Source organism: Segatella intestinalis, from assembly GCF_029348455.1.
Classification (GTDB): domain Bacteria; phylum Bacteroidota; class Bacteroidia; order Bacteroidales; family Bacteroidaceae; genus Prevotella.
Window position 1 is genome coordinate 69,196 of the sequence record NZ_JARJVV010000015.1, and the last position, 25,347, is coordinate 94,542.

21 protein-coding genes are annotated in these 25,347 nt (G+C 40.8%); 18 read left to right on the top strand and 3 right to left on the bottom strand.

Annotated elements, in window-relative coordinates; genetic code table 11:
* The first annotated feature begins 2 nt into the window (after positions 1 to 2).
* From P3T48_RS10970 to P3T48_RS11020, 11 genes are all read left to right on the top strand, one after another.
* Positions 3 to 1,589, top strand: a complete 1,587-nt coding sequence (locus P3T48_RS10970) for an Hsp70 family protein (RefSeq protein WP_276506704.1) — start codon at positions 3 to 5, stop codon at positions 1,587 to 1,589.
* Between the two features lie 72 nt (positions 1,590 to 1,661).
* Positions 1,662 to 3,656, top strand: a complete 1,995-nt coding sequence (locus P3T48_RS10975) for a hypothetical protein (protein WP_276506706.1) — start codon at positions 1,662 to 1,664, stop codon at positions 3,654 to 3,656.
* Between the two features lie 53 nt (positions 3,657 to 3,709).
* Complete coding sequence (locus tag P3T48_RS10980) at positions 3,710 to 3,850, top strand: hypothetical protein (RefSeq protein ID WP_276506707.1); 141 nt, start codon at positions 3,710 to 3,712, stop codon at positions 3,848 to 3,850.
* Positions 3,851 to 4,099: 249 nt separating this feature from the next.
* On the top strand, positions 4,100 to 5,401 hold the full coding sequence (locus P3T48_RS10985) for a radical SAM protein (protein ID WP_276506708.1): 1,302 nt from the start codon (positions 4,100 to 4,102) through the stop codon (positions 5,399 to 5,401).
* Positions 5,385 to 5,660: a PqqD family protein gene (locus tag P3T48_RS10990; RefSeq protein WP_276506709.1), complete on the top strand. Its 276-nt coding sequence runs from the start codon at positions 5,385 to 5,387 to the stop codon at positions 5,658 to 5,660. Before P3T48_RS10985 ends, P3T48_RS10990 begins: the two co-directional genes overlap by 17 nt.
* Complete coding sequence (locus tag P3T48_RS10995; protein WP_276506710.1) at positions 5,647 to 6,078, top strand: S24/S26 family peptidase; 432 nt, start codon at positions 5,647 to 5,649, stop codon at positions 6,076 to 6,078. The genes P3T48_RS10990 and P3T48_RS10995 overlap by 14 nt, the downstream gene beginning before the upstream one ends.
* Positions 6,042 to 7,820: a YcaO-like family protein gene (locus P3T48_RS11000; protein WP_276506711.1), complete on the top strand. Its 1,779-nt coding sequence runs from the start codon at positions 6,042 to 6,044 to the stop codon at positions 7,818 to 7,820. The genes P3T48_RS10995 and P3T48_RS11000 overlap by 37 nt, the downstream gene beginning before the upstream one ends.
* Before the next feature lie 81 nt (positions 7,821 to 7,901).
* Positions 7,902 to 8,984, top strand: coding sequence for a radical SAM protein (locus P3T48_RS11005; protein WP_276506712.1), 1,083 nt, complete (start codon positions 7,902 to 7,904; stop codon positions 8,982 to 8,984).
* A complete protein-coding gene (locus P3T48_RS11010) occupies positions 8,985 to 10,838 on the top strand; it encodes an alpha-amylase family glycosyl hydrolase (RefSeq protein ID WP_276506713.1) in 1,854 nt (617 codons plus the stop codon).
* Positions 10,839 to 10,840: 2 nt separating this feature from the next.
* Positions 10,841 to 11,455, top strand: coding sequence for a serine acetyltransferase (locus P3T48_RS11015; RefSeq protein WP_276506714.1), 615 nt, complete (start codon positions 10,841 to 10,843; stop codon positions 11,453 to 11,455).
* A gap of 161 nt (positions 11,456 to 11,616) precedes the next feature.
* Entirely contained in the window at positions 11,617 to 12,042 is a 426-nt protein-coding gene (locus P3T48_RS11020; RefSeq protein ID WP_276506715.1) for a hypothetical protein, read from the top strand.
* Between the two features lie 106 nt (positions 12,043 to 12,148).
* Here P3T48_RS11020 and rpsO read toward each other — a convergent pair whose 3' ends face one another.
* A complete protein-coding gene (gene rpsO, locus P3T48_RS11025) occupies positions 12,149 to 12,418 on the bottom strand; it encodes a 30S ribosomal protein S15 (protein ID WP_022252939.1) in 270 nt (89 codons plus the stop codon).
* A 148-nt stretch (positions 12,419 to 12,566) separates the two neighbouring features.
* Here rpsO and typA point away from each other — a divergent pair, with 148 nt between their 5' ends.
* Both typA and P3T48_RS11035 read left to right on the top strand, forming a co-directional pair.
* On the top strand, positions 12,567 to 14,369 hold the full coding sequence (gene typA, locus P3T48_RS11030; protein WP_022252940.1) for a translational GTPase TypA: 1,803 nt from the start codon (positions 12,567 to 12,569) through the stop codon (positions 14,367 to 14,369).
* Between the two features lie 99 nt (positions 14,370 to 14,468).
* Positions 14,469 to 15,431 (top strand): bile acid:sodium symporter, encoded by a 963-nt coding sequence (locus P3T48_RS11035; protein ID WP_276506730.1) that lies wholly within the window; start codon positions 14,469 to 14,471, stop codon positions 15,429 to 15,431.
* A gap of 335 nt (positions 15,432 to 15,766) precedes the next feature.
* Here P3T48_RS11035 and P3T48_RS11040 read toward each other — a convergent pair whose 3' ends face one another.
* On the bottom strand, positions 15,767 to 16,252 hold the full coding sequence (locus tag P3T48_RS11040) for an S-ribosylhomocysteine lyase (protein ID WP_276506716.1): 486 nt from the start codon (positions 16,250 to 16,252) through the stop codon (positions 15,767 to 15,769).
* A 99-nt stretch (positions 16,253 to 16,351) separates the two neighbouring features.
* The gene (locus P3T48_RS11045; RefSeq protein WP_276506717.1) at positions 16,352 to 17,050 is read right to left on the bottom strand and encodes a 5'-methylthioadenosine/adenosylhomocysteine nucleosidase; all 699 of its coding nucleotides are present in this window, start codon (positions 17,048 to 17,050) and stop codon (positions 16,352 to 16,354) included.
* A 125-nt stretch (positions 17,051 to 17,175) separates the two neighbouring features.
* Between P3T48_RS11045 and P3T48_RS11050 the strand changes: the two genes are divergently transcribed.
* From P3T48_RS11050 to P3T48_RS11070, 5 genes are all read left to right on the top strand, one after another.
* Positions 17,176 to 19,698 (top strand): YfhO family protein, encoded by a 2,523-nt coding sequence (locus P3T48_RS11050; protein WP_276506718.1) that lies wholly within the window; start codon positions 17,176 to 17,178, stop codon positions 19,696 to 19,698.
* The gene (locus P3T48_RS11055; RefSeq protein ID WP_276506719.1) at positions 19,688 to 20,509 is read left to right on the top strand and encodes a GSCFA domain-containing protein; all 822 of its coding nucleotides are present in this window, start codon (positions 19,688 to 19,690) and stop codon (positions 20,507 to 20,509) included. Before P3T48_RS11050 ends, P3T48_RS11055 begins: the two co-directional genes overlap by 11 nt.
* Before the next feature lie 3 nt (positions 20,510 to 20,512).
* On the top strand, positions 20,513 to 22,990 hold the full coding sequence (locus P3T48_RS11060) for a bifunctional UDP-N-acetylmuramoyl-tripeptide:D-alanyl-D-alanine ligase/alanine racemase (RefSeq protein WP_276506720.1): 2,478 nt from the start codon (positions 20,513 to 20,515) through the stop codon (positions 22,988 to 22,990).
* Positions 22,991 to 23,049: 59 nt separating this feature from the next.
* Positions 23,050 to 23,178, top strand: a complete 129-nt coding sequence (locus P3T48_RS11065; RefSeq protein WP_276506721.1) for a hypothetical protein — start codon at positions 23,050 to 23,052, stop codon at positions 23,176 to 23,178.
* 791 nt (positions 23,179 to 23,969) lie between these two features.
* A complete protein-coding gene (locus P3T48_RS11070; RefSeq protein WP_022252606.1) occupies positions 23,970 to 25,346 on the top strand; it encodes a PTS galactitol transporter subunit IIC in 1,377 nt (458 codons plus the stop codon).
* The last annotated feature ends 1 nt before the right edge of the window (position 25,347 follow it).

The following is a 25,347-nucleotide window of genomic DNA, read 5'->3' on the forward strand; positions in this document are numbered from 1 at the left end:
TTATGGATAAAAGTCGTGCAGTATATGGAATCGATTTGGGTACAACATATAGTTGTATAGCTCAGGTAGATCAGTTTGATCAAGCAGTAGTACTTCGTAATTTTGAAGGAGATGCAACCACTCCTTCTGTAGTTTATTTTGAGGATGAAAATAATGTCTTGGTTGGTAAGGATGCAAAAGCTATGTTGGAAACAGAACCAGAAAAGGCTGTGTCTTTTATCAAGCGAGAAATGGGTAATGATGCAGCTTTTGACAAGTCTTTAAATACCACTCCCTATCATCTGGATCCTTCTGAAATATCAGCGTTGATATTAAAGAAATTGGTTAAGGATGCCAATGATGCTAATGGTTTTCCTGAGCCTATTAAAGATGTTGTGATTACTTGTCCAGCTTATTTTGGTAATAAGGAGCGTATGCAGACGAAGCAAGCTGGTATCATCGCTGGCTTGAATGTGTTGTCTATCATAAACGAACCAACAGCTGCAGCAATTGCTTATGGAACAAAAGTAGATGAACGAAAAACCATTTTGGTGTATGACTTGGGCGGCGGCACATTTGATGTTACTATAATATTAGTGAACAAGGGAGCCATTAAGGTTATAGCTACTGGTGGTGATCATCATTTGGGCGGTGTAGATTGGGATACTGAGTTGGCTTCTTATATGTTAGATGCATTTAATAGTGCAAATGATACTAACTTTTCTTTTGACGGAGACACGATGCTTAAGAATACACTTCTTAATATGGCAGAAAATAAAAAGAAGTTACTAACAGGTAAAAATAAGGTAAATGTTAACATCAATTGGGAAGGAAAATCTGCTCGCTTTGAAATAACTCGTGAATTGTTTGATAGTTTGACTATTAGTAAGTTGAATGAGACTATTGATGCTACGAATTCAATTTTGGAGATTGCTCGTAAGAAAGGATTTGAAAAAATTGATGAATTTTTGTTAGTTGGTGGGAGTAGCCGTATGCCACAGGTTAAGGCAAGAATTGATCAAGAGTATGGGGTTGATGCAAGAATAGGTGATGTTGATGAGGTTGTTGCTAAGGGTGCGGCAATCTATGCAATGAATGAAGCTTATTCTCAGGCCGTACAAGAGTATGAGGAAGGTGATAGAGATGATCGGCCAGCTCCTATTCGTGGCGACCGTGCCCGTGTCATGAATGTGACCAGCAAGACTTATGGTTTAGGACTTGTTGAAAATAAAGTGGGAAATATGATATTTGCGAATACGAGTCTTCCTTTTTCTTTTCAACGGGAATTCTGTACAGCTTATGAAAATCAGCATGTTCTGACCTTACCTATTTGGGAAAGCGATTTTACAAATCCAGAAACTGATTCTACAGTTGAGGATAAATTTTGCCGTTTAGTTACCTCTGAACCTGCGAAATTATTGTTAAACAAAGATTGGCCGAAGGGTTCTCCTGTTCATGTTACTTTTAATATAGATAACGAAGGCATGTTATCTGTTCATGCTCAAGTGGAACATGATGATATAGATTTTCAACTTAAAGTGACAGGTGTGAAGAGCGAAGAAGAATTGCTGACATCCCAAACTCTTTTAGCTTCAATGAATATCGAATAGTTTGTGGTTGTTCAAAAAAAAAGGGGCTATTAGTAGAAAATGGTCCCTTCTAAAACTATTAATCTTTATAGGATGGATCAAATCATATTAAATCGTAATGTAAAGAATTGGGTGGAAGCATGCCAGTTCTTAAAAAGTGCAGAAATCAAGGACCAGCTTGACCAAGAAGAATGGACAGCAATTGAAGGGCTAAGTAACCTTTGGAATAAACGTTATGTTCAGGATGAGGTTGAGGATACTGCAAGAGAGTTTATTGATATATTAAAAAAATGTGAGAATTTTCATCCGAATAATTTAGATATTAAAACTTATAGCAAACAACTCACGGGGGTAGCTCGTGATATGTTTACTAATGATGAGGCTACATATGAGGAATTTAAAGGAAAACTTTTAGAAAAATTCCACAAAAAGCGTTCAGAACAGAAGAGACAAGCACCTGAGAATAATAAAACTTCAAAGGACCCTGTCGTAGATCCTATTATTATTAATAGGTATGTTACGAATTTTTTAGATGCTTATCTTTTTTTATCTAACCCCAGAATACAGCAACAATTGTCTGAACAAGAAGTGAAGTCAATAGAAGCTATATTTAGCGTGTTGGTGAATAATCAAATAAATCAAGACGACAAGAAACTTCTGGAAAATGCTGTCAGTTTTCTGAAAGGTACGGAAAATCTTCATCCTAATAATCTTGATATCAAAACAAATAGTAAGCAATTGACAGGTGTTGCTCGCGAAGTCGGATTTTGTGATGCTGTTGTATTTGCCGCTTTTGCAAAATTATTGAAAACAAAACTGGCAGAGTTTGAGCAAAAAAGAGAGGAACAGAATATCCCAAGGATTGAGATAAAATGTGTGGAGTTTGCCAATTTTAATAATGATAATAAAATTATTGATGATTATGGAATTCCTATGCGAGTCGGTTTGTATTATCTGACTCCACGAATGACTATTGATACAAACTTCTATCTTTCTAACCAGGTATTCCATATCATAATACTCGATTCGAAAGGTGAAATATTCGATGAATACGATATAAAAAATATTAATCTTTCAGGTTCGAAAGTGTACGAACTTACTGGTTGGGGAAACTCACGGGGGACTTTCTTTAAGCAGCCTGGAGATTTTACTTACTGCGTTTCCTATCAAAATGCGGAATTGATCCGTGTTCCTTTGAAAATTTATCCATCTTTGCAGGCTAACGCTCCAATCGAAATAACCAATGTTGTTTTTGCAAATTATTCTAATTCAGGGCAAGTATTAAATGATTATACGAGTGCGTTGCCTGGTGGGGTGCAATTTTTGACACCAAAGTTGACTTTAAACACCAAACATGTTGGAATTATTACAGTGAATATTACATTTAACTCATGGGCTGGTACTACAATGAAACATTCTTGTAATATTTTTGTTAATGGCTCTGGAGAGTATGAATGTATTGGTTATGGTAATGCTAATGGTACGTGTTATAAAGATGGTGGTGATTGGACAGTAACCTTCGATGGTGCATTTATAACCACAAAGTCTGTAAATGTAGTTATAGGCATTCCTGATGAATCTAAAAAGTTTGACGAGTTATTCACAATTTCTTCAAGTTCTGAAGATGGAGAAAGTAAGAGAGGAACTTTTTTTGCTAAATTTGGACGAATCTTTAAAAAGTCGAGTAGAGTTTTGCCGCATTATCAAGCAGGGACATCGTACAGTGTACAGGATGACAATACTCCGAGCGGAAGTTGGTGGACACGTTTGGATAATATGGTAAGACGTTTTGGTAATTGGTATGATGGTATTTATTCCGCATTGACAAGTGCAGTGGCAATACTATTTTTGGGTGGTGGCCTGTTATATTTGGTAGTTCTTGTTATTTCCACTTTTATCCAAGACGGACTGGGCATGGGAATTCTAAGCTTAGTTTTAAGTTGTATTGTAGGTTATATCGGTTTTTATGTTATTTCATTTATTATAGTGATATTCGGTATTGCCTTTTGGTTATTCCGTTGGGTAGTTTGGAATATCTATACTCTGATAGCATTCTTGATAGTAGTTGGATTGATAATGTTCGCTTAATTAATTGAAAATTCGAAAGAATAATATAAGTTTAATCATTAATAGAGTATCTTATGGAAAAACTAATGAAAGTATTGGATGTAGTAAAAAATGTAGTCCTTTGGATTTTGGGCTTGATTCAGAAAATTGTGGCAAAATTGCTTGTTGCTTTAGGTGACTATTTGCAAAAGAAACCGCAAGATTGGAATAGTTAAAGTTTTGTAAAATGATTCAAAGAGGTAGAATCAGAAAAATAAGATTTCAAAAATCATATTAGGTAAAGTCCAACCTATGCGATACAACAGAGAAATAATGGACATGTATTAATTTAAATTTTTGTAAAAATGAAAAAAGAAGTTTTTGAAAACCCTTCAATTGAAGTTGTCGCTCTTGATGAAAACGAGGTGATTTCTACTGGTGATTGTTGTGGTGATGGTCATTGTGGTGATTAATAATACCAACAAATGACGGTTTTACAACCTATTGCTCCCTTGATACATAAAATATTGAGGGAGCAAGTTTATAATTTAAATGTGGAATATAGATGTCCAACATTTGTATTCAGTATACCTATTCCAGAAGGTGTGCTTGCATACAATCTTCTGACAAAGGAATATGTTTTATACAAGAATTTACAAGAGGAAAAAGAAATCTTAGTGAATAAATGGTTTCTTGTACCTGATTCTTTTAAAGAATTTAAATTTGTATTAAACATAAAGCAACTAATAAAGGAGATAAGCCATCAAAATAAAGAAATTCGTAATTATACCATATTTACAACTACAGATTGTAATGCAAGGTGTTCTTATTGCTTTGAAAATTCATTCTCGAAAGTAAGAATGTCGCATGATGTAATTTTAACTACAGCAAAATTCATAAAGAACAATTATAATGGCAATAAACTTACAATTCATTGGTTTGGAGGCGAACCTTTGTTTAACGTTGCTTCTATAGAAAAGATAACTGATGTACTGAATAACTTAGGTATTCGTTTTGAATCACATATGACCTCTAATGGCTTCTTGTTTACACAAAAAATGATACAAGAAGCGAAGCATAAATGGAATTTAAGGAAAATACAAATAACGTTAGATGGTACTAAAGATAAATATAATCAAATTAAATCTTATATAAACAAAGAACATAATCCTTTTGGAAGAGTTCTACGTAATATAAGAAAGATGTTGGATAATGATATTTATGTGACAATTAGATTAAATTTATCTCTTGAAAACTATTCAGATTTGGTAGAATTAGTAGATTATTTAGCTGATAATTTTTCTAACTACAAGACTTGCAAAATTTATGCTATGCCTTTATTTGAGATTTTTGAAGATTATAAAAACAGAAAAGATGCCTTTTCAAAACTTTTAGCTCTTCAGACTTTGATTGAAGAAAAGAGTATGGATTTGGGATATGCTTATTTTGACAAGGTTAGACTTAATCATTGTAAGGCTGATAGTAATTTAGAGTCTATTATTATTTTTCCTGATGGTAATATAGGGTTATGTGAACACAAATGGGAATCTCTATATATAGGTAATGTTTGTGAACCATCCAGTATGAACAAATTGGAAATAGCCAAATGGACTCAATATAATATGCCTCTTGAAAGATGTTCGATTTGTCGTCTTTTCCCTGATTGTTTGAAATTAGAAAAATGTGAAACAAACAATACATGCTTCTACGAATTGATAGAGTATGACGAGCATTTAATAAAAAGGCAAATGATTAAAAAATTCAAAGAGTATGCGACTAAAATATAAAATATCGGTAAATAGCATTGCTGACCAAAATATTGGGATAGCTGTGGGCAAAGATGCTCTTGCTTTTAAAAATTTATTGTTTTTGAATAATACTGGCAAGAAGATCTTGGAACTTTTAAATGAAGATATATCTCGTGATTCGGTCATTCAGATAATGCAGGAAACTTATGATGGTGACAAAATCATCGTAGAAAATGATACAAATTTATTTTTAGATAAGCTAATAGAAATTGGTCTTGTTGAAAATGACAATATTTAAGAAAATCCTTGATGATAAAGGGGTCTTAGTGTATTCTAACAAAGGAAAAAGTATGCTTCCTTTGATAAAAGAAGGAAGAGATATTCTTGTCATAAAAAAGGAAACAGAAAATATTAGAAAATGGGACATCGTACTTGTACAGAGACCAAGTGGAAGATATTTATTGCATCGAATAGTTAAAATTCACAGCGATGGGACATATACGCTTTGCGGTGATAATAATATTATCTATGACTTCGGAATAAAAAAATCAGATATAATAGGAAAATTAGTTGCGATTATTACTGATGGGAAAGAGAATAATCTCACAAGTTTTAGTTATAGATTATACGTGTTGTTTTGGTGTAAGCCAATATATATAAGAAAAATTTGTTTAAAAATATGGAATACTCTAAATACAAAGATTTACCACCATTAATAACTATAACGTGTGCTCAAAATATTTTAAAAGGTTTGGGGCTTAAATGGTCAGAAACGATTTTACAACCATCACCACATCTGTATTCGACAAGGTTGGAGATTGAAAAACTTGAATGGGGAACGAATGGAAAGGGGACAACTGAAGATTTTAGTAGAGCAAGTGCATATGGAGAAATGATGGAGCGTTTGCAAAATCTCCATTTACCCGATTTGCTTATAGATATGGTGGATGAAGCAACAATTAAATATGGTGGTTTCACATATTTTCCTGATGAATCCTCGGTTTCTTTAAAGACTATTTTGGAAAAACATATTGATTTAAAAGAAGATATGAGAAAATCTTATGAAGAGTCAGATAATATTCTTCCTTCAGATCAAGATTTATATGAAATATGGACCCAATGGAATGATAACAATGAGTCGTTCAAATCAATACCATTTTATAGCATAAGAAAGAAAGAAGTTGTTCAACTTCCTTTCGAAATAGTTAGACGTTTGTGTCGTTCTAACGGAATGGCTTCAGGTAACTCTTTTGATGAAGCTTTGTGTCAAGCGCTTTCTGAGGTCATTGAGCGTTACGCATTGGAAATGATTTTTACTAAGCAATTGACACCGCCTGAAATCCCAAAAGCTTTTATTAAAGAAAGAAGTCCCGAATTATATAATACTATTATAGAATTGGAAAAGAAAGGACCTTTTAAACTTTTGGTTTTTGATGGAAGTCTTGGCCATAAACTGCCTGTAGTTTGTATAGTATTTATTGATTATTTGAGGCAAAAATATAGGATAAAGTTTGGGTGTCATCCCTTGTTCTGTATTGCTTTAGAACGATGTCTTACAGAATTAGCGCAAGGGTGTGATTTCTCAGAAGACAGTAATGAGAAATTTTTGACTTCATGGGATTTATCTAATTTGCAAAAATGGGATACATTAAAAAATTGGAGTACAATGTTTAGATCAAACTACGGAAGTATCCCTTTAAGTATATTTTATTCTGTACCATCATGGAAATTTGTTCAATGGAAACAAATAGCCGATTATGATAATAATAAAGGTTCTAAATTGCTCATGCAATTATGCCTCGGTATTTCTACAGATGTTTATATTCGTGACAACAATTTCTTGGGCTTTCCAAGTGTAAGGGTATATGTACCAGGTATATCAACCGTTTATAAATTTAATCCATTAGGTAACAAGAATTTTTTGCCAAAAAGTTTGTTGATGAAACTTCAATCATTTCCTTCTGTTGCCAAGTATTTATCTAAGGAGGATAAAATGCATATATATGATATTTTCAAGAAAGATTATCATTCAATTTATGCTGAGAATTTAGGAGTGTCTGTCCCCATATTATTAGGTGCTATCAATGCCGAGTTGGGACATTTGGATGCGGCTATAAGATATCTTAATACAGAGATACAGCCTTCGCTATTTATTAAGGCTGTAGTAAAGGAGTTGGAAATGAGAAAGATAAATATTAACGAAGAAGATAGAGATAACATGCTAACAATCTTCTTCGGTGCTAAGTACAAAACATATGTCGCATTAAATTGGAGAGACAACAATATTGTTAATGGCTTGTTTGATCCATTTAGATTAAAACGAGGTAATGCCGAATTGGATAATTGTTTCAAAAAGACTAATGATTGTGTATCTAAGTTGTTTAGGTCGCTAAAGAAAAGAATGGAGGAAAATATTGTATCTCAAGATCATATAGGTAGTATAATCTTTGGAAATTAATTGGATTCTATATTTCATTTATATATGAGTGTAAGATAATTAAAATTTGAATTAATCAGAAATAAATATTTTTTAGAGTTTATGATGAATAAGTTATACAAATCATGGACAGAAGAAACTGGTTTAAAAGCTCCTGCTACAGTTTCAATCGAAGTTACTATCAGATGCAATATGCGTTGCCCTATGTGTGATAGAACGCACAAAGAAGATTATATTAAGCATTTGAATGAAATACCAACAGATGTGTTGTTGAAAAATATCAACAGTTTGGGAAAGATGGGGGTAAAACAAATCTTATTGATAGGTGGTGGTGAACCGCTATGTCGTAAAGATTTACCCATTATCATGGAATGTATTAAACAAAATAGAATAAAATGTCATTTGTGGACTAATGGCACGTTATTCGATGAGAAAAATGCAGAACGTATTATAAAAAATGCTGATATAATAACGATATCATTGGACAGTCATATTGAAGCGGAACATGACAAGTCGAGGGGAGTAAAAGGTTCCTATGCTAAAATTATGGAAACGTTGAATTTGATAAAGAAATATAGGCGAAGTAACTTGCTGCTTAGATTTCATAGTGTGATTTCTAAAATCAATATAGATAATTTAGATTCCATGGTTGGTTTTGCTAAAGAAAAGGGAGTAGGCGAATTGGGCGGTGCAATAATTAATCCATGGGATTTTGCACCACACGAAATGCTTTTTACACCAAAAGATAAGTTAATAGTTGAGGAATCAATTAACCGTTTCAAAGAAAAGGCAAATAAGTACAATATAGCATTGGCAGGTACCTACAATTCCATTTTTGACAACAATCTGAAACAATATATTGACGAATTGAATATAGAAGAATCTTCTGAAACTCCTACAACTTGTTTTGGGTTGTGGTCAATGTCTACTATACGTCCAAATGGAGATGTGTCCATCTGCTGTTTTACTTATAAGCCAATTGTTGGAAATCTCTTGGAGAATGATTTTGAGCAAATTTGGAATTCTGATAGAGCAAAAGCTATGCGACAAAAAGTAAAACAAGGAATGTTCTTAGACATACCCTGCAAGGGATGTACTCTTGGGCGTAAAGCACTGACAAGTATAATGAAGTCATGTGAAAATTCCGATGAAATATTGGACTCTTTGGTATTGAAATCAAGATAAATGTCTTATTTTCTGATTCACAACGCCAATAGTGACAAAGTTTTGGTTTCTGCTTATCTTTTGGATGAGAAAACCATAAAAATAGTCTGTGCTATTTCGTACGATTATTTGCAATCCGTTGAAGTGCTTTGGAAATATAGGTATGACTGCAATGCTGATTTTTATCATAAGAATTGTCATTCAATATATAGAGGAAATGTAAAAAGCATATGGGAGTGTGTTATTAATGTTTGGAAATGTGATATAAACTTTATCGTTAAGGTTGAAAGTAAAACATATTTTTGGCATTCGGAAATCGGTTGTCACAAAAATAAGGAAGAAGCCATTCCTTTTGCTTTTACAATCCCGATGATAAGAGAAAAAGATTACAAACGTTATTTACCTCAATTACCTCATTGGCTTAATGGATGCACCTTTTATGAGATATTTGTTGACCGATATAGAAAGCACAAGGAAACTATAGGCTCTTATTCTTGGCAAACCCGGCCACCCACAAATGATTTTTATCACCATGCCATTTATGGAGGAACTTTGCAAGGCATAATTCATGCAATTATTTTTGATGGGCAATATCTTAAAAAAATGGGTATAGGAGGAATTTATCTTACGCCAGTATTTACTTCTCCTTCGAATCACAAATATGATACCGAAGACTATTTTTCTATAGACAATTCATTTGGCAGCAAAGAAGACATGATAAACCTTGTAGAAGTTGCGCATGAAAATAATATAAAAGTCGTCTTGGATGGAGTATTTAATCATTGCAGTGAAAAAATCAGAATTCAAAATAATAGAGGTAAGGTTATCCATCTGGTCGATGAAATAAAAAAGTGTGGTAAAGAAACACCATACTATTATTGGTTCGAATGGGAGACAAATGAAAAATGGAGAGGGTTTGCCAATCTTTTACACATACCGATTTTAAATACCAGTAACGAAGACTGTGTTGCTTATTTGCTAAATGTTATAGAATATTGGACTAAGCTAATAGATGTTGATGGATGGAGGCTTGATGTTGCTAACGAACTGGGTGATACTTTTTTAAAAAACATTCAAAATGTTTTGAGTTCAAAATTTTCCAATAAATGGCTTTTAGGAGAGATTTTGCATAATGGTGAACATTGGTTAGATAATGAACTCTTGTCAGGAATAACTAACCATCATTGGCATGAAATTGTAATCAAATTCATAACAGGAAAATGGTGCTCAACAGAATTTGTAGAACACTTGTTATCTTTATGGTTGCGTTATCCTTCAACATTTTATAAAGGTGTTATAAATTACTTAAGTAATCATGACACTGCGCGTATAATGACCCAAATAGAAAGTGAACAAAACTATGATGAAAAAATTAGCAAATGTATTATTTCTGTAGTGCTGTTGTTTACATCGTTAGGTACTCCTATGGTATATTATGGTGATGAAATAGGAATGGAAGGAAATGTAGATCCTGATTGTCGTAGATGTATGGAATGGGATGAAAATTATTGGGAGCCATTCAAAAAGGAAGGTCGTGAAAAATTAAGAAATGTATATTCATGCTTAATCCATTTTAGAAGAGAAAACAAATGGTTAGCTGATGGAATATGGCAAATTCTATTGCAGGATGATAGTCAGCTTTTGATATACAAAAGATATAATAGCAGAAGTATAGATGAGGTGTGTAAAAATACCGAGGAAATTATTGTTATTGTCAATCCAAGTTATAATTGTTTTGATGTTAATATAAAGGATTTTTTACGTTACGAACATTATACTGACGTGTTGTCCGGAGATAGAAAAGCAGCAGATAGCCTCCAACAAATTTGTGTAAAACCATTTTCCTCTACAATACTATACGGGAAAGATTATTAAAAATGAATAAAAACTTAAAGAAAATTTTTACTTACATAAAATGTGATTATGCCCGTTATGGAAAATCACCAACTTTATTGAATATTGTTGCTGATATAATAACAAGTAGCAATCATAGTTTTAGCTACTGCTTTTGGTTGCGTTTAGCTTCTTTACCGAATGCCTTTTATTGGATTGCTTCTATCATGCACAAGCGATTGTCTAAAATCTATGGTATCCAAATATATCCAACAACGGATATTGGACCTGGGTTATGTTTAGGGCATGGTATTAATATAATCGTCAATCCTAATGCTATTATTGGGAGAAATTGTAATCTTAGCCACTTTACGACCATTGGGTCAAACGACGGTAAAGCTGCCATAATAGGAAGTAATGTCTATATTGGTCCCTCTGTTTGTATAGTTGAAGATGTAATCATTGGAGACTCTGCAATAATTGGAGCTGGTGCTGTTGTAGTAAAGGATGTTCCAAAAGGAGCCACAGTCGCTGGTGTTCCAGCAACAGTAGTTTCTTATAGGGAACCTGGTAGATACATAAGAAATAGATGTGAAACATTTGTAGACATAACTAATTTGGAGAACATTTATAAAAATTTAAATAAAGATTATTTGTGATTAAATGCTTAGGTTTGCAGAAAAGTTGTTTATATGTTATGTTTGCTGCTAAATTCTAACTTTTAAAAATATGTGCAGCAGCGAAGATTTGAAAAGATTCTTTTCAAGTTATTCGCATTTTGGATGTTTTACTTTAGTAATGTTTTATTCTATATTAGAAAATGAAGAATTTTATATTTGTACTTATGACAGTTGCTTATAGTATGCTGTCATCTTTTCTTTTTTGGCTGTTCTTTAAGTGGATCACACCTTATGTGATGAATGCCTCTTGGATAATGCTTCTTTTGTACCCTTTTTTGGCATTAGGCTTTATTTGTATGATAGTAAGTTCTTATGCTGGTGTTTTATCCTTCCTAAATGGCTTTTTTATGAAAGACAATATGGCGGCTAAGGTTATATATACTATTATTTGTTTGTCATGGGGATATTCTTCCTGCGCATTGCCTTTCCGTTTGAATATGGAATTTGGAGTTTGTCAATGGATATTAGCTATCATGTTAACATGTACAGCTTTGTGTACATTTGCATTTTTTATATTGGTGGCCTATGTAAAGATCGGTAAATCAGAAATTGAAAAACTCCATTAGTCTCGGCGAGAATGATGGGATAGGCTGTATCATATAAAACAAAGAAACCTCCCAATGTTCTTTCGAACGATGGGAGGTTTTGTTTTTTTTAGCAAATTGCTCAAGATTACTTGCGGAGACCGAGGGCCTTGATGATGGCACGGTAGCGATTGATATCGCGGTCGTACAAGTAGTCGAGCAAAGCGCGACGCTTTCCTACAAGCTGTGTCAATGCACGTGTTGTAGTATAATCTTTACGGTTCTGCTTAACATGTTCCGTCAAATGAGCAATACGGTATGAGAACAATGCTATCTGGCTCTCAGCTGAACCAGTATCAGAGTTAGACTTTCCGTACTTGCTAAAGATCTCTTCTTTTTTTGCTTTGTCTAAATACATTGCTTAAAAACTTAATAATTGATTGAATAAAATATTGTGCATTTTAAAAATGCGGTGCAAAGTTACAACTTTTTTGTTATTCATGCAAACTTTTCCGATATTTTTTGTAATTTTGCACCCAAATTCATAAAGTACTTAAGGTAAAAAAATGCAAGACATTAGAAACATTGCAGTTATTGCACACGTAGACCATGGTAAGACTACCCTGGTAGACAAGATGATGCTCGCTGGCAAACTCTTCCGTGATGGCCAGGATAACAGTGGCGAAGTTCTCGACTCCAACGACTTGGAGCGTGAGCGTGGTATAACCATTCTCTCAAAGAATGTGTCTATTAATTGGAAAGGTATTAAAATCAATATCCTCGATACTCCTGGTCACTCTGATTTTGGTGGCGAGGTAGAGCGTGTACTCAATATGGCGGACGGCTGTCTGCTTCTTGTCGACGCTTTCGAGGGTCCTATGCCTCAGACTCGTTTTGTGCTGCAGAAGGCTTTGCAGTTGGGTTTGAAGCCTATCGTTGTAGTTAATAAGGTGGATAAGCCTAACTGCCGTCCAGAGGAAGTTTACGAGATGGTGTTCGACCTGATGTGTGACCTCAACGCTACTGAGGAACAGCTCGACTTCCCTGTAGTCTATGGCTCTGCCAAGAATGGCTGGATGGCTGAAGACTGGAAGACTCCTACCGACAACATCGACTATCTGCTCGATAAGATTGTAGAGGTCATTCCTGCTCCTAAACAGTTGGAGGGTACACCTCAGCTTCTCATCACCTCTTTGGATTACAGTTCTTATACGGGTCGTATTGCAGTGGGCCGCGTACACCGTGGTACCTTGAAGGATGGTATGAATATCACTATCTGCCATCGCGACGGAACTCAGGAGAAGACTAAGATCAAGGAACTCCACACTTTCGAAGGTATGGGACACCAGAAGACCGACCATGTGGATTCAGGTGATATCTGTGCCGTTGTCGGTCTGGAGAAGTTCGAGATTGGCGATACCATCTGCGACTTCGAGAATCCTGAGCCTCTTCCTCCTATTGCTGTCGATGAGCCTACCATGAGTATGCTCTTCACCATCAACGACTCACCTTTCTTCGGTAAGGAAGGCAAGTTCTGTACCTCCCGTCACATTCAGGACCGTCTGAACAAGGAGTTGGAGAAGAACCTTGCCCTTCGTGTTCAGCCTTACGAGGATACTACTGATAAGTGGATTGTCAGCGGACGTGGTGTGCTCCATCTCTCTGTGCTTATTGAGACAATGCGTCGCGAGGGCTATGAGCTTCAGGTAGGTCAGCCACAGGTTATCTATAAGGAGATCGACGGTGTGAAATGTGAGCCTGTAGAGGAGTTGACCATCAATGTTCCAGAGGAGTTTGCCTCTAAGATGATTGATATGGTGACACGTCGTAAGGGCGATATGACCTCCATGCTCAACATGGGTGACCGTGTGGATATCGAGTTCGATATTCCTTCACGTGGTATCATCGGTCTTCGTACCAATGTGCTGACAGCTTCGCAGGGCGAGGCCATTATGGCACACCGCTTCAAGGAGTATCAGCCTTATAAGGGCGAGATCAGCCGCCGTAGCAACGGTAGCATGATAGCTCTGGAGACAGGTACCGCCTATGCTTATGCCATTGATAAGTTGCAGGATCGTGGTAAGTTCTTCATCGACCCAGGTGAGGAGGTTTATGCAGGCCAGGTAGTGGGCGAGCATGTTCACGAAAACGACTTGGTCATCAATGTTACTAAGGCCAAGCAGTTGACCAACGTACGTGCGTCTGGTTCTGATGACAAGGCTCGCGTGATTCCTAAGACCGTGATGAGTCTTGAGGAATGCCTTGAGTACATCCGCGAGGACGAGTATGTGGAGGTCACACCAAAGAACATGCGTATGCGCAAGGTTATCCTTGACCACTTGGAGCGTAAGCGCAGCAACAAAGATTAAGCTATAGCTTTAATATAAATGGAGTTAAAAAATCCTCTTGAAGTCAGCCTTGGTTGACCAAGGAGGATTTTTTTCTTTTCGCTAAAACATGTCCGTATGATGAAGGTGTTTTCGTTTTTCAGGAAGTTTGCTTTGCCCTGTTCCCTTGTCTTGGGTGCCTTGGGGTATTTGATTTTTGCCAATGTTCCTTTCTTGCAGCCATTGGGTGACGCGGTGGGTCCACGCCTTGTTGAACTCATGCCGGTGGTGCTTTTTGCCCTGTTGTATGTTACCTTCTGCAAGATAGAGATTAAGGAGATGAAGCCTAAGGCATGGCATTTCGTGTTGCAGCTCATTCGCACCTCCTTGGCATTGTTGATGGTGATTGCCATCTGTCTTTTTGGTAAGAATTACGAGGCGAAGGTCATCCTCGAAGGAGCCTTTATTTGTTTCATCTGTCCTACGGCAGCTGCCGTGGCGGTAGTGACCGAGAAGTTGGGTGGCAGCATAGGCTCCCTCACCACCTATACCGTGATAGCCAATATTTTCACAATGATTATTATTCCTTCTCTGTTCCCGATGGTAGAGAAGGGAGCCGATGTGTCATTTCTTTATATGAGTATGATGGTGTTCCGCAATGTCACCACCGTGCTGGTGGTTCCCTTGTTGCTTGCCCTGCTGAGTCGCAAGTTCCTGCCCCGTTTTGTTGATAAGGTGAAGAGTGTGAAAGACTTGGGATTCTATATGTGGTGTTTCAACCTGACGATACTCATGGGTGAAACTCTGCGCAACTTCCTTCATGCCACCGTTTCGGGTTGGATACTTGCCCTGTTGCTTATTGTTCCCTTGGTGGTATGTCTTGTTCAGTTTGCCATAGGCAAGGCTGTGGGACGTCATTGGGATGCCAGCATCAGTGCCGGACAGGCTTTGGGTCAGAAGAATACAATTGTGGGTATCTGGCTCACCCTTACTTTCCTCAATCCTTTGGCAGCCGTGGCTCCTGGTGCCTATGTGGTATGGCAGAACCTGGTCAATGGCTGGCAACTATGGTATAAGGAAAAGTATGGCAAACTGAAATGGTAAAAGGTAATGAGAAGTTAGAAATCGTAACAACTCAGCACCCCTATAGCCACGAGCAATTACTTTAATACTATACAAATTGTTTCGAACTGTATGGTTGGACGCCCTTTCTGGGCGTGCTGCGTAATTCCAACCGTACAGGTCGAATTGTTTTCTGTTAGTTTATAAATCTATGTTCTAAAGTTTAGAACACAAGTTCGATAGTTTAGAACTTAAGTTCGAAAGTTTAGAACATAAGTTCGATAGTTTAGAACATAGATTTTTAGGGCTAAAAAGAACATTTATAATATGATAGCTTCTCTAACTTCTGAATCCTGTGATAAGTTCAGTCCTTTATTTTATTCCTGAGTAGGATAAATCAAGTTTTCTTCCTTGATGCAGTTGAGCACTTCTTCGAGATATTTCTTCGATTCGTACTTAGCCATAGGAAGGTCGTGGAGCAGATAGTTGCCGCAGTCTTTTGCAGCCTGACCGGGAATCTCTCCCTCAAAGTCGGCAATGAACTTAAAGGTGTGCTTCATCAACTCTACGATGTCCTTGCTCTCCAGGTCGCCACGTATCAGCAGGTAGTTGCCTGTAAGGCAACCCATTGGTCCCCAATAGATAATACGGTCTTTCCACTCTTCGTCATTGCGAAGATAAGTAGCAGCCAGATGCTCTATGGTATGAATGGCACCATTGTGCAGACAGGGTTCCTGGTTGGGAACCTTCATGCGGATGTCGAAGGTGGTTACTGTTTCTCCGCCTACCTCGTCTTTGCGGCTGACGTAGATGCCGCGGAGCAATTTGTTGTGATTGATAGTGAAACTGGGTATCTTGTTCATTTCTTTTTAATGTTTGGTATTTAATGTTTAGTGTTTAATTTCAAGTCCACAAAGGCATTTGTCTTAACTCCTTAACTCCTTAACTCCAGAAAAATCTTCTTATAATCTTTCCAGGAAAGCCTTGGTGACTTGGAAGGAACCTTCAGCCATTTTGGCCCAGAAGTCGAAGTACTGTTGAGCCTTGGTGTCCTTGAGAGGCACATCGCTGATGATGCGGAAGGAGATGAAGGGAGTCTGATAGATATGGCAGGTCTGAGCGATGGAACAGCTCTCCATATCCACAGCCATAGCCTGTGGAAAATGGTCGAGGATGGAGCGCATCTTCTCCTTGCTGTCTACAAACCACTCGCCGCTGACTATCTGTCCGGCATGAATCTTAGGGTGGATGTTGCCCGGATCGTCATTGACAGAGAGTGCTTTCTCTACATATTCAAATGGTGTGGCAAAGGTGGCAGGCATACCGAGAATCTGTCCGAAGGCACATTCCTCACCACAGTAGGCGTCATGGTAGACACATTCGGTAGAGACCACTACCTCTGTAACGTTGAGGCTGATGTCGGCTCCACCTGCCACACCCGTCGAGATGACGAGGTCGGGATGATAGCCGTCTATCATCTCCACGGTACCTATGGCACTGTTCACCTTTCCTATGCCGCATTGCTGCATGATGACTTCGTTGTCTCCGATGGTGCCTGTCACGAAGTCTTTATGGTTCCTGTGCTCAGTCTTGCTGTCGCTGAGTAGCGTCTTGAGTTGCGCGAACTCCTTGTCCATCGCAACGATAATTCCTATTTTCATACTGTAAAAATGCTATTTGGAACAAATTAGGATGCAAAAATACAAAAAATATCTTATCTGTGGCATTCCTTATAAGAGAAAATTACTATCTTTGCACGAGAAAATATAAACGTTTATATAAGATAATGAAATTTTTGAAGAAATATCTGCTTGACATTTTAGCAGTGGTCATGTTTGCGGTTATCTCTTTCGTGTATTTTATGCCAGCCGACATAGATGGCCGCATCCTGTATCGTCATGATGCCTCAGCCGGTGTGGGCGCAGGACAGGAGAGATCGCAGTTCGAGAAGAAAACTGGTGAGGAAACACGTTGGACCAACTCCATCTTCGGAGGTATGCCGACCTATCAGATGGCACCTTCCTATAAGAGTGGTGCGGTGCTGAAACAGGCTTCCAACTTCTATCATCTGTGGTTGCCCGAAAATGTGTGGTATGTCTTTGCCTATCTCTTAGGATTCTATATCCTGCTGAGGGCTTTCGATTTCCGACAGTCGTTGGCAGCCTTGGGTTCCATCATCTGGGCATTCTCGTCCTACTTCTTTATCATCATTGCGGCAGGACATATCTGGAAGGTCATGGCTTTGGCCTATCTGCCTCCGATGATAGCCGGTATCGTGTTGGCTTACAGGGGAAAATACCTTTGGGGACTGCTCGTTACCGCCATCTTTACCGCCTTCGAGGTATATGCCAACCATGTGCAGATGACCTATTATTACCTCTTTATCATCCTCTTCATGGTGATTGCCTTCTTGATGGATGCCATCCGCAAGAAGGAGATGGTACGTTTCGGTAAGGCTACAGCGGTTTGCTTCGCCGGTGCAGCCATAGGTATCTGTCTCAATCTGTCCAACCTGTATCATACATGGCAGTATGGGCAGGAGACCATGCGAGGAAAGAGTGAGTTGGTAAAGAAGAATGCTGCCAATCAGACCGACAGCGGACTGGACCGCGACTATATCACACAGTGGAGTTATGGTATCGACGAAACCTGGACGCTCCTCATCCCTAATGCCAAGGGCGGAGCTTCAGAACTGCTTTCTCATAATGAGAAGGCGATGGAGAAGGCTGATCCTAACTTTATACAGATTTATCAGCAGCTGGGACAGAGTTACGGCTATTGGTTTAGACAATACTGGGGCAATCAGCCTGGTACCAGTGGTCCTGTATATGTGGGCGCTTTCGTCTGCATGCTCTTCATTCTGGGTCTGTTTATCGTAAAGAGTCCGATAAAATGGGCTTTGCTGGCTGCCACCATCCTGAGCATCCTGCTCTCATGGGGTAGAAACTTCATGCCGTTTACCAATTTCTTCCTGGATTATATCCCGATGTATGCCAAGTTCCGAACGGTGGCATCCATCCTCGTGATAGCCGAGTTTACCATTCCGCTGCTGGCGATGATGGCGCTGAAGAAGCTGGTGGATGAGCCTGAGGTGCTGACCACCAAGATAAAATATGTATATGCCAGCTTGGGACTGACGGCAGGCTTCTGTCTGCTTTTCGCCATCATGCCTGGTGTATTCTTCCCTGATTTCATCTCCGTGCAGGAAACTCAGGTTGTGCAGCAGTTGCCTGCTGAATATCAGAGTGTTGTAATCAGTAATTTAACAGAAATCCGCAAGAGCATCTTTACATCCGACTGCTGGCGTTCGTTCTGGATTATCCTCATCGGCTTCGCCTTCCTGATGCTTTACAAGATGAAGAAGCTGGGTGCCGAGTTCATGATTGCCGGTATAGCCGTGCTCTGTCTGGTGGATATGTGGATGGTGAACAAGCGTTATCTCTACGATGATATGTTCGTTGATAAGATTGAGCGTGATGCTCCTCAGCAGATGACGGAGACCGACAAGATTATCTGTCGTGACAAGTCGCTCGACTACCGTGTGCTCAATCTCGCATCGGATACTTTCAATGAGAACGCGACCTCTTACTATCACAAGAGTATCGGAGGCTATAGCGCTGCCAAGCTGCGTCGCTATCAGGAGATGATAGATGCCTATATCGCCAACGAGAAGAACAAGGTATGGAACAGCGTGGCTGAGGCTGGAGGCGATATGACCAAGGTGAAGGGCGACAGCCTCTTCCCTGTGCTCAATATGCTCAACACCAAGTATTTCATTATGCCTCTGCAGGCAGGACAGACGGTGCCTGTGCAGAACCTTTATGCATACGGCAACGCATGGTTTGTTGACAAGGTGAACTATGTAAGCAATGCCAACGAGGAGATAGCCGGTGTGGGCAAGTACAACCTGCGTCATGAGGCTGTGGCTGATGCCAAGTTCAAGGAGCAGTTGGGACAGAGTGTTCCGCAGGACGATACATCTATTGTCAGACTGACACAATACAAACCCAACAATCTGGTCTACGAGGTCAACTCCAACAAGGGTGGAGTTGTGGTGTTCTCTGAGATCTACTATCCCGGATGGACAGCCACTGTCGACGGACAGACCGCAGAACTGGGACGTGTGAACTATATTCTCCGTGCCCTTCAGGTGAAGCCTGGCAAGCATACGGTGGTGCTCGACTTCCATCCCGCTTCGCTCCGCAAGACCGAGACGGTGGCTTATGTAGGGTATGGCATCCTCGTACTCCTTATTATAATAGGTATAGTAGTGGAGATGAAGAAGAGAAAGAAGGAAGATGCAGTTTAGGACAGAGGTAGATATAGCGAAGGCCGACTTCGAGATACAGCCGGCAGAGCGTATGCTCTTTGTGGGCAGTTGCTTTGCCGACCGCTTGGGGCATCGCTTCGTGGAGAACCGCTTTCGGGCTACGGTCAATCCCTTTGGGGTGATGTACAATCCGGCAAGCATCCTGCATACGGTAGAGAAAAGTCTGCAGGTCAGTCCGCGTGTGGCGGTCTTCACCTTAGGCACCAACCATGTCTATGTGCTCAAGGAGACGGGCGAGATAGTGGACAACTGCCAGAAGCGGCCGCAACGCCTTTTCGATGAGCGCGAGCTTTCGGTAGACGAGTGTGCCGATTACCTGCAGCAGGCTGTCGACTTGCTGAAGGATGCCAGGCAGAAGAGCGGGCGGAGTGGGGAAGACCTGAAGGTCGTCATCACCGTGAGTCCCATCCGATACGCCAAGTATGGTTTTCATGGCAGCCAGCTCTCCAAGGCCACCCTGCTGCTTGCCGCCGACCGGTTGGTGAGGCAGAATCCAGGCATCGTGAGCTATTTCCCAGCCTATGAGCTGATGAACGACGAGCTGCGCGACTACCGTTTCTACGAGGAAGACATGCTCCATCCTTCCGGTCAGGCGGTGGAGTTTATCTGGCAGCGCTTCCGTGCCGCCTATTTCGGCAGGGCTGCAGAACAGTTCCTCGAAGACTGGCGCCCCATTCGTGAGGCTCACGGTCATAAGCCCTTCCATCCCGACAGCGAGGCGCATCAGCGCTTCCTTGCCAAGACGGAGGCAATGGAAAGAAGATTCAATGAGAAATATTTTAATTCATAGAATATGACATATACTATTGAAAAGGTAACCACACTGATAGGTGCGCGTCGTTATGGTGACAGAGACGGCAATGTAGGGTTTATCCTTACCGACAGCCGTTCGCTCTGTTTTCCGGAGGAAACTCTGTTTTTCGCTCTCAAGTCAGAGCGTAATGACGGTCACAACTATATTCCAGAGTTGTATCGCCGTGGTGTTAGAAATTTCGTAGTTTCCCAGGTACCTAAGGGATATGCCTCCGATTATCCAGAGGCCAACTTCCTCAAGGTGGTCAACACGTTGGAGGCTCTCCAGCGTCTGGCAGAACGTCATCGTGATGAGTTCAACATTCCTATTGTGGGCATTACGGGTTCCAATGGCAAGACGATGGTCAAGGAGTGGCTCCATCAGCTGCTCTCGCCCAGCATGTTTGTCACACGAAGCCCACGCAGCTACAATTCCCAGATAGGTGTGCCCCTCTCAGTATGGTTGCTCAACGAGCAGACTCAGGTGGGAGTCTTCGAGGCTGGTATCAGTCAGCCCGGCGAGATGCTGGCGCTTCGCGACATCATCCAGCCCACCATTGCTGTGCTTACCTACTTGGGCGCAGCCCATCAGGAGAACTTCGAGTCGTTGGAGGCAAAGTGCCGTGAGAAGATCATCCTCTTCCACGATGCCGATACCATCGTCTATAATGGCGATGACAAGACGGTGAGCGGAGTGGTCAACGAGTATAAGGACTATAAGGGTGAGAAACTCTTCTGGTCGTTCCGTGACACTAAGGCTCCTTTCTTTGTGAAGAATGTGGAGAAGAAGGGCAACCTCTCTATCATCACCTATATATATAAAGGTGAGGAAGACAGTTATTCGCTGCCTTTCATCGATGAGGCTTCCGTCACCAACTCTATCATTGCCGCTGTCGTCTCACGCCGCCTGGGTCTTTCGGCCGAGGAACTCGACAAGCGCATGGCATTGCTCGAGCCTGTCGCCATGCGATTGGAGGTGAAGGAGGGACAGCATGGCTGCACCCTTATCAACGACAGCTACAACTCGGATATCAACTCGCTCGACATCGCGCTCGATTTCATGAGCCGCCGTCCCGACCATAAAGGCCGCCGACATACCTTGATACTGAGCGATATCTTCCAGAGTGGAGAGTCGGCAAAAGATCTGTATCACGAGGTGAGCGATCTTTGTCGCAAGCGTGGTGTGGTCAAGTTTATCGGCATCGGTCCTCAGCTCTGCTCACAGAGCGATGAGATTCAGATATCAGAGAAGTTCTTCTTCAGCAATGTGGAGGAGTTTATCGACAGCGAGGTGTTCAAGTCTTTGCGCGATGAGGTCATCCTGCTCAAGGGCGCACGCCAGTTTGGTTTCGACCAGCTCACCGAGCTCTTGGTACGCAAGGTGCATGAGACCACGCTCGAGGTGAACCTCAATGCTGTGGTAGCCAACCTGAACTACTATCGCTCGTTTATGAAGCCCGAGACCAAGTTGGTCTGCATGATCAAGGCCGACGGCTATGGAGCGGGAGCAGTGGAAATAGCCAAGACCCTGCAGGATCACCGTGTGGACTATCTTGCCGTGGCTGTTGCCGATGAAGGTGTGACGCTTCGCAAGAACGGTATCACCAGCAATATCATGATCATGAATCCAGAGATGACCGCCTTCAAGACCATGTTCGATTATGATCTTGAGCCCGAGGTTTACTCTTTCCGTCTGCTCGACGCCCTTATCAAGGCTGCCGAGAAGGAGGGCGTCACTGGTTTCCCTGTGCATATCAAGTTGGATACCGGCATGCACCGCCTGGGCTTCGATCCCGAGAACGATATGGAGGAGCTGATAGGCAGACTGAAACATCAGAACGCCATCATCCCTCGCAGCGTGTTCTCTCACTTCGTGGGAAGCGATGATGACAGTTTCGATGCGTTCTCTGCCCATCAGTTCGAGCTCTTCGACAAGGGCAGCAAGCAGCTGCAGGCTGCCTTCGACCATAAGATATTGCGACATATCTGCAATTCGGCGGGTATTGAGCATTTCCCAGAGCGCCAGTTGGATATGTGCCGTTTAGGATTGGGACTCTATGGCATCAACTCTCGCAACAATGAGACCATCAACTGCGTGAGCACGCTGAAGACCACCATCCTGCAGATGCACTACATCAAGGCTGGTGAGAGCGTGGGTTATAGCCGCAAGACGATTCTGGACAAGGACAGCGTCATCGCTGCCATCCCTATCGGCTATGCCGATGGCTTGAACCGCCGTTTGGGCAACCGTCATGCCTTCTGTCTTGTCAACGGACAAAAGGCAGAGTATGTAGGCAACATCTGTATGGATGTGGCGATGATCGATGTGACGGGCATCGACTGCAAGGAGGGCGACAGCGTGGAGATCTTTGGTGAACATCTGCCTGTTCAGACTCTCAGCGATATCCTGGAGACCATTCCTTACGAAGTGCTGACCACCATCAGCAATCGTGTGAAGAGGGTATATTATCAGGATTAATTTCCCCATTTGCGAAAGTAGAATAAGGTATAAAAAGGTTGAGGAGCATGTCGAAAGGCATGCTCCTTTTTTTTTGTTTTTTTGCCAACAAGTGTGTCGTACAGGCTACAGCAAGAGATGGTGGTCAATCTGATTATCTGACCTATTTCGGTGGTAATGGCACTGGTGCTGCAAAGGAATTGGCATAAAACCCTTCACCCTTCATCTATCCCTTGGAAACCCCTGTGTTTATCGGCATTCCGCGCGAATAGATGAAGGGTGAAGGGTTTTTGCGTAATCCATTTTTATAATTACTGCTGCAATTTTTATAATTAGTGTTGCAATTTTTATAAATACTGCTGCAATAAAAATGCCTACTTATGGCACAATAGTGCCCTGCTTGGGGCACATTTGTGCCATTTAAGCAGCAATTATACAGAAAGGGAAGTGATATTACCAACTATTGGTGCTATTTCCGCCGAGAAGCCGGAGGTAGTGATTTGATTAATCACATCCCTCTTTCAGCTTGGCTACGGCATTAATCCAAGGTGCTGATTTGTTCCTTGGAGATTTCAAAAATGTGTTGTTGTGTTGAAGACTTGAAACGGTTTATTGTGTTGCCACCATGTTGCTTACGACAGAGGTGTTGCCACAATCGTTGTTATCATCATTTTCGATTGCAAAATTATCATTTTATATAATGTATAAGGTGGAAAAAATATTTTTTAGTGGTGAAAAAATGTCGAATGTCCGAAATTTGTTATTTTTTGTAACATGTCTGACCGATTATTGAACCTTTTTACTTAATATTTCTCAATTAAAATGTTGTTTTGCAGAAAAAATGTGTATCTTTGCAAAATCAAAGGTACATTTTGTTATGAAAGAATGAAAATTCATCATTTCGTGTGTTCCTTGAATAATAATTAAACTAAAAACAAATCAAAGAAGCAAGGTACGGCAACGTGCTCTTGCAGGCAATTTATTAATTATCTGTAGTAATATGGAACAAGTGTTTAGCTATATCATTAGCTTGGGTGCCAGCGTGATGATGCCTATCATCTTCACGGTTATCGGTCTGTGCATCGGAATGAAATTTGGTAAGGCGCTGAAGTCAGGACTCTTCGTGGGTGTCGGTTTCGTGGGCTTGGGTGTCGTAACTGCATTGCTTACTAAAAACTTTAATGATCCTCTGAAGTTAATTTCAGACATTTATCATCTGCAACTCAATGTCTTCGATATGGGATGGCCTGCAGCAGCTGCTGTGGCTTACAATACAGCGGTGGGAGCCTTGATTATCCCCATCTGCTTGGGCGTCAACTTCCTGATGCTTATCACTAAGACCACCCGTACTGTCAACATCGACCTTTGGAACTACTGGCACTTCGCCTTTATCGGTGCAGTGGCTTACTTCGTAATGGGCGAAAGCCTGTTGTGGGGTTATTTCGCTGCTATCGTTTGCTATATCATCACATTGGTATGTGCCGATCTCACTGCAGAGAAGTTCCAGAAATACTACGACCTGGACGGTATTTCCATTCCACAGCCTTTCTGCCAGAGCTTCATGCCTTTCGCTATCGGTCTGAACAAACTCTTGGACATGATTCCCGGTTTCTCCAAGTTGGATATTGATGCCGAAGGACTGAAGAAGAAGTTTGGTGTTCTGGGCGAGCCATTGGTGCTCGGAGTCATCGTAGGCGCCTTGATAGGATGGGCAGCCCAGCTTGATATCAAGAAGATATTGTTCCTCGGTGTTACCATGGGAGCTGTGATGGAGTTGATTCCCCGTATCACCTCTTTATTTATAGACGGACTGAAACCTATCTCGGAGAAGACACAGGAGTTGGTAAAGAAGAAATTCAACGGCAAGAAGGTACACATCGGTATGAGTCCAGCACTTGTCATCGGTCATCCTACCACCTTGGTGGTGTCCGTCATCCTGATACCCGTCATCCTTGCCATCGCCGTATTCCTGCCAGGCAACGAGTTCTTGCCATTGGCTTCGCTGGCAGGTATGTTCTATCTCTTCCCACTCATCCTGCCTTTCACCAAAGGCAACGTGGTGAAGACCCTTATCATCGGTTTGATAGCTCTTATCATCGGACTTTATTTCGTTACCGATATGGCACCCGACTTCACGATGGCTGCCGATCAGGTGTATAAAGCCACAGGCGATAATGCCGCCCATATCCCTGACGGATTCTCGGGAGGCGCACTCGACTTCGCCTCATCCCTCTTTGGCTGGTTGATTTACCGTGGTGTCAAGTTGCAGTACATCGGTATGGCTTTGCTCTCTGTCGTTACCATCATCCTGATGGTGGTCAACAACCGCAGAATCGTGAAAGAAGAGCGAAAAATGAAGAATAAAAAACAACAATAAA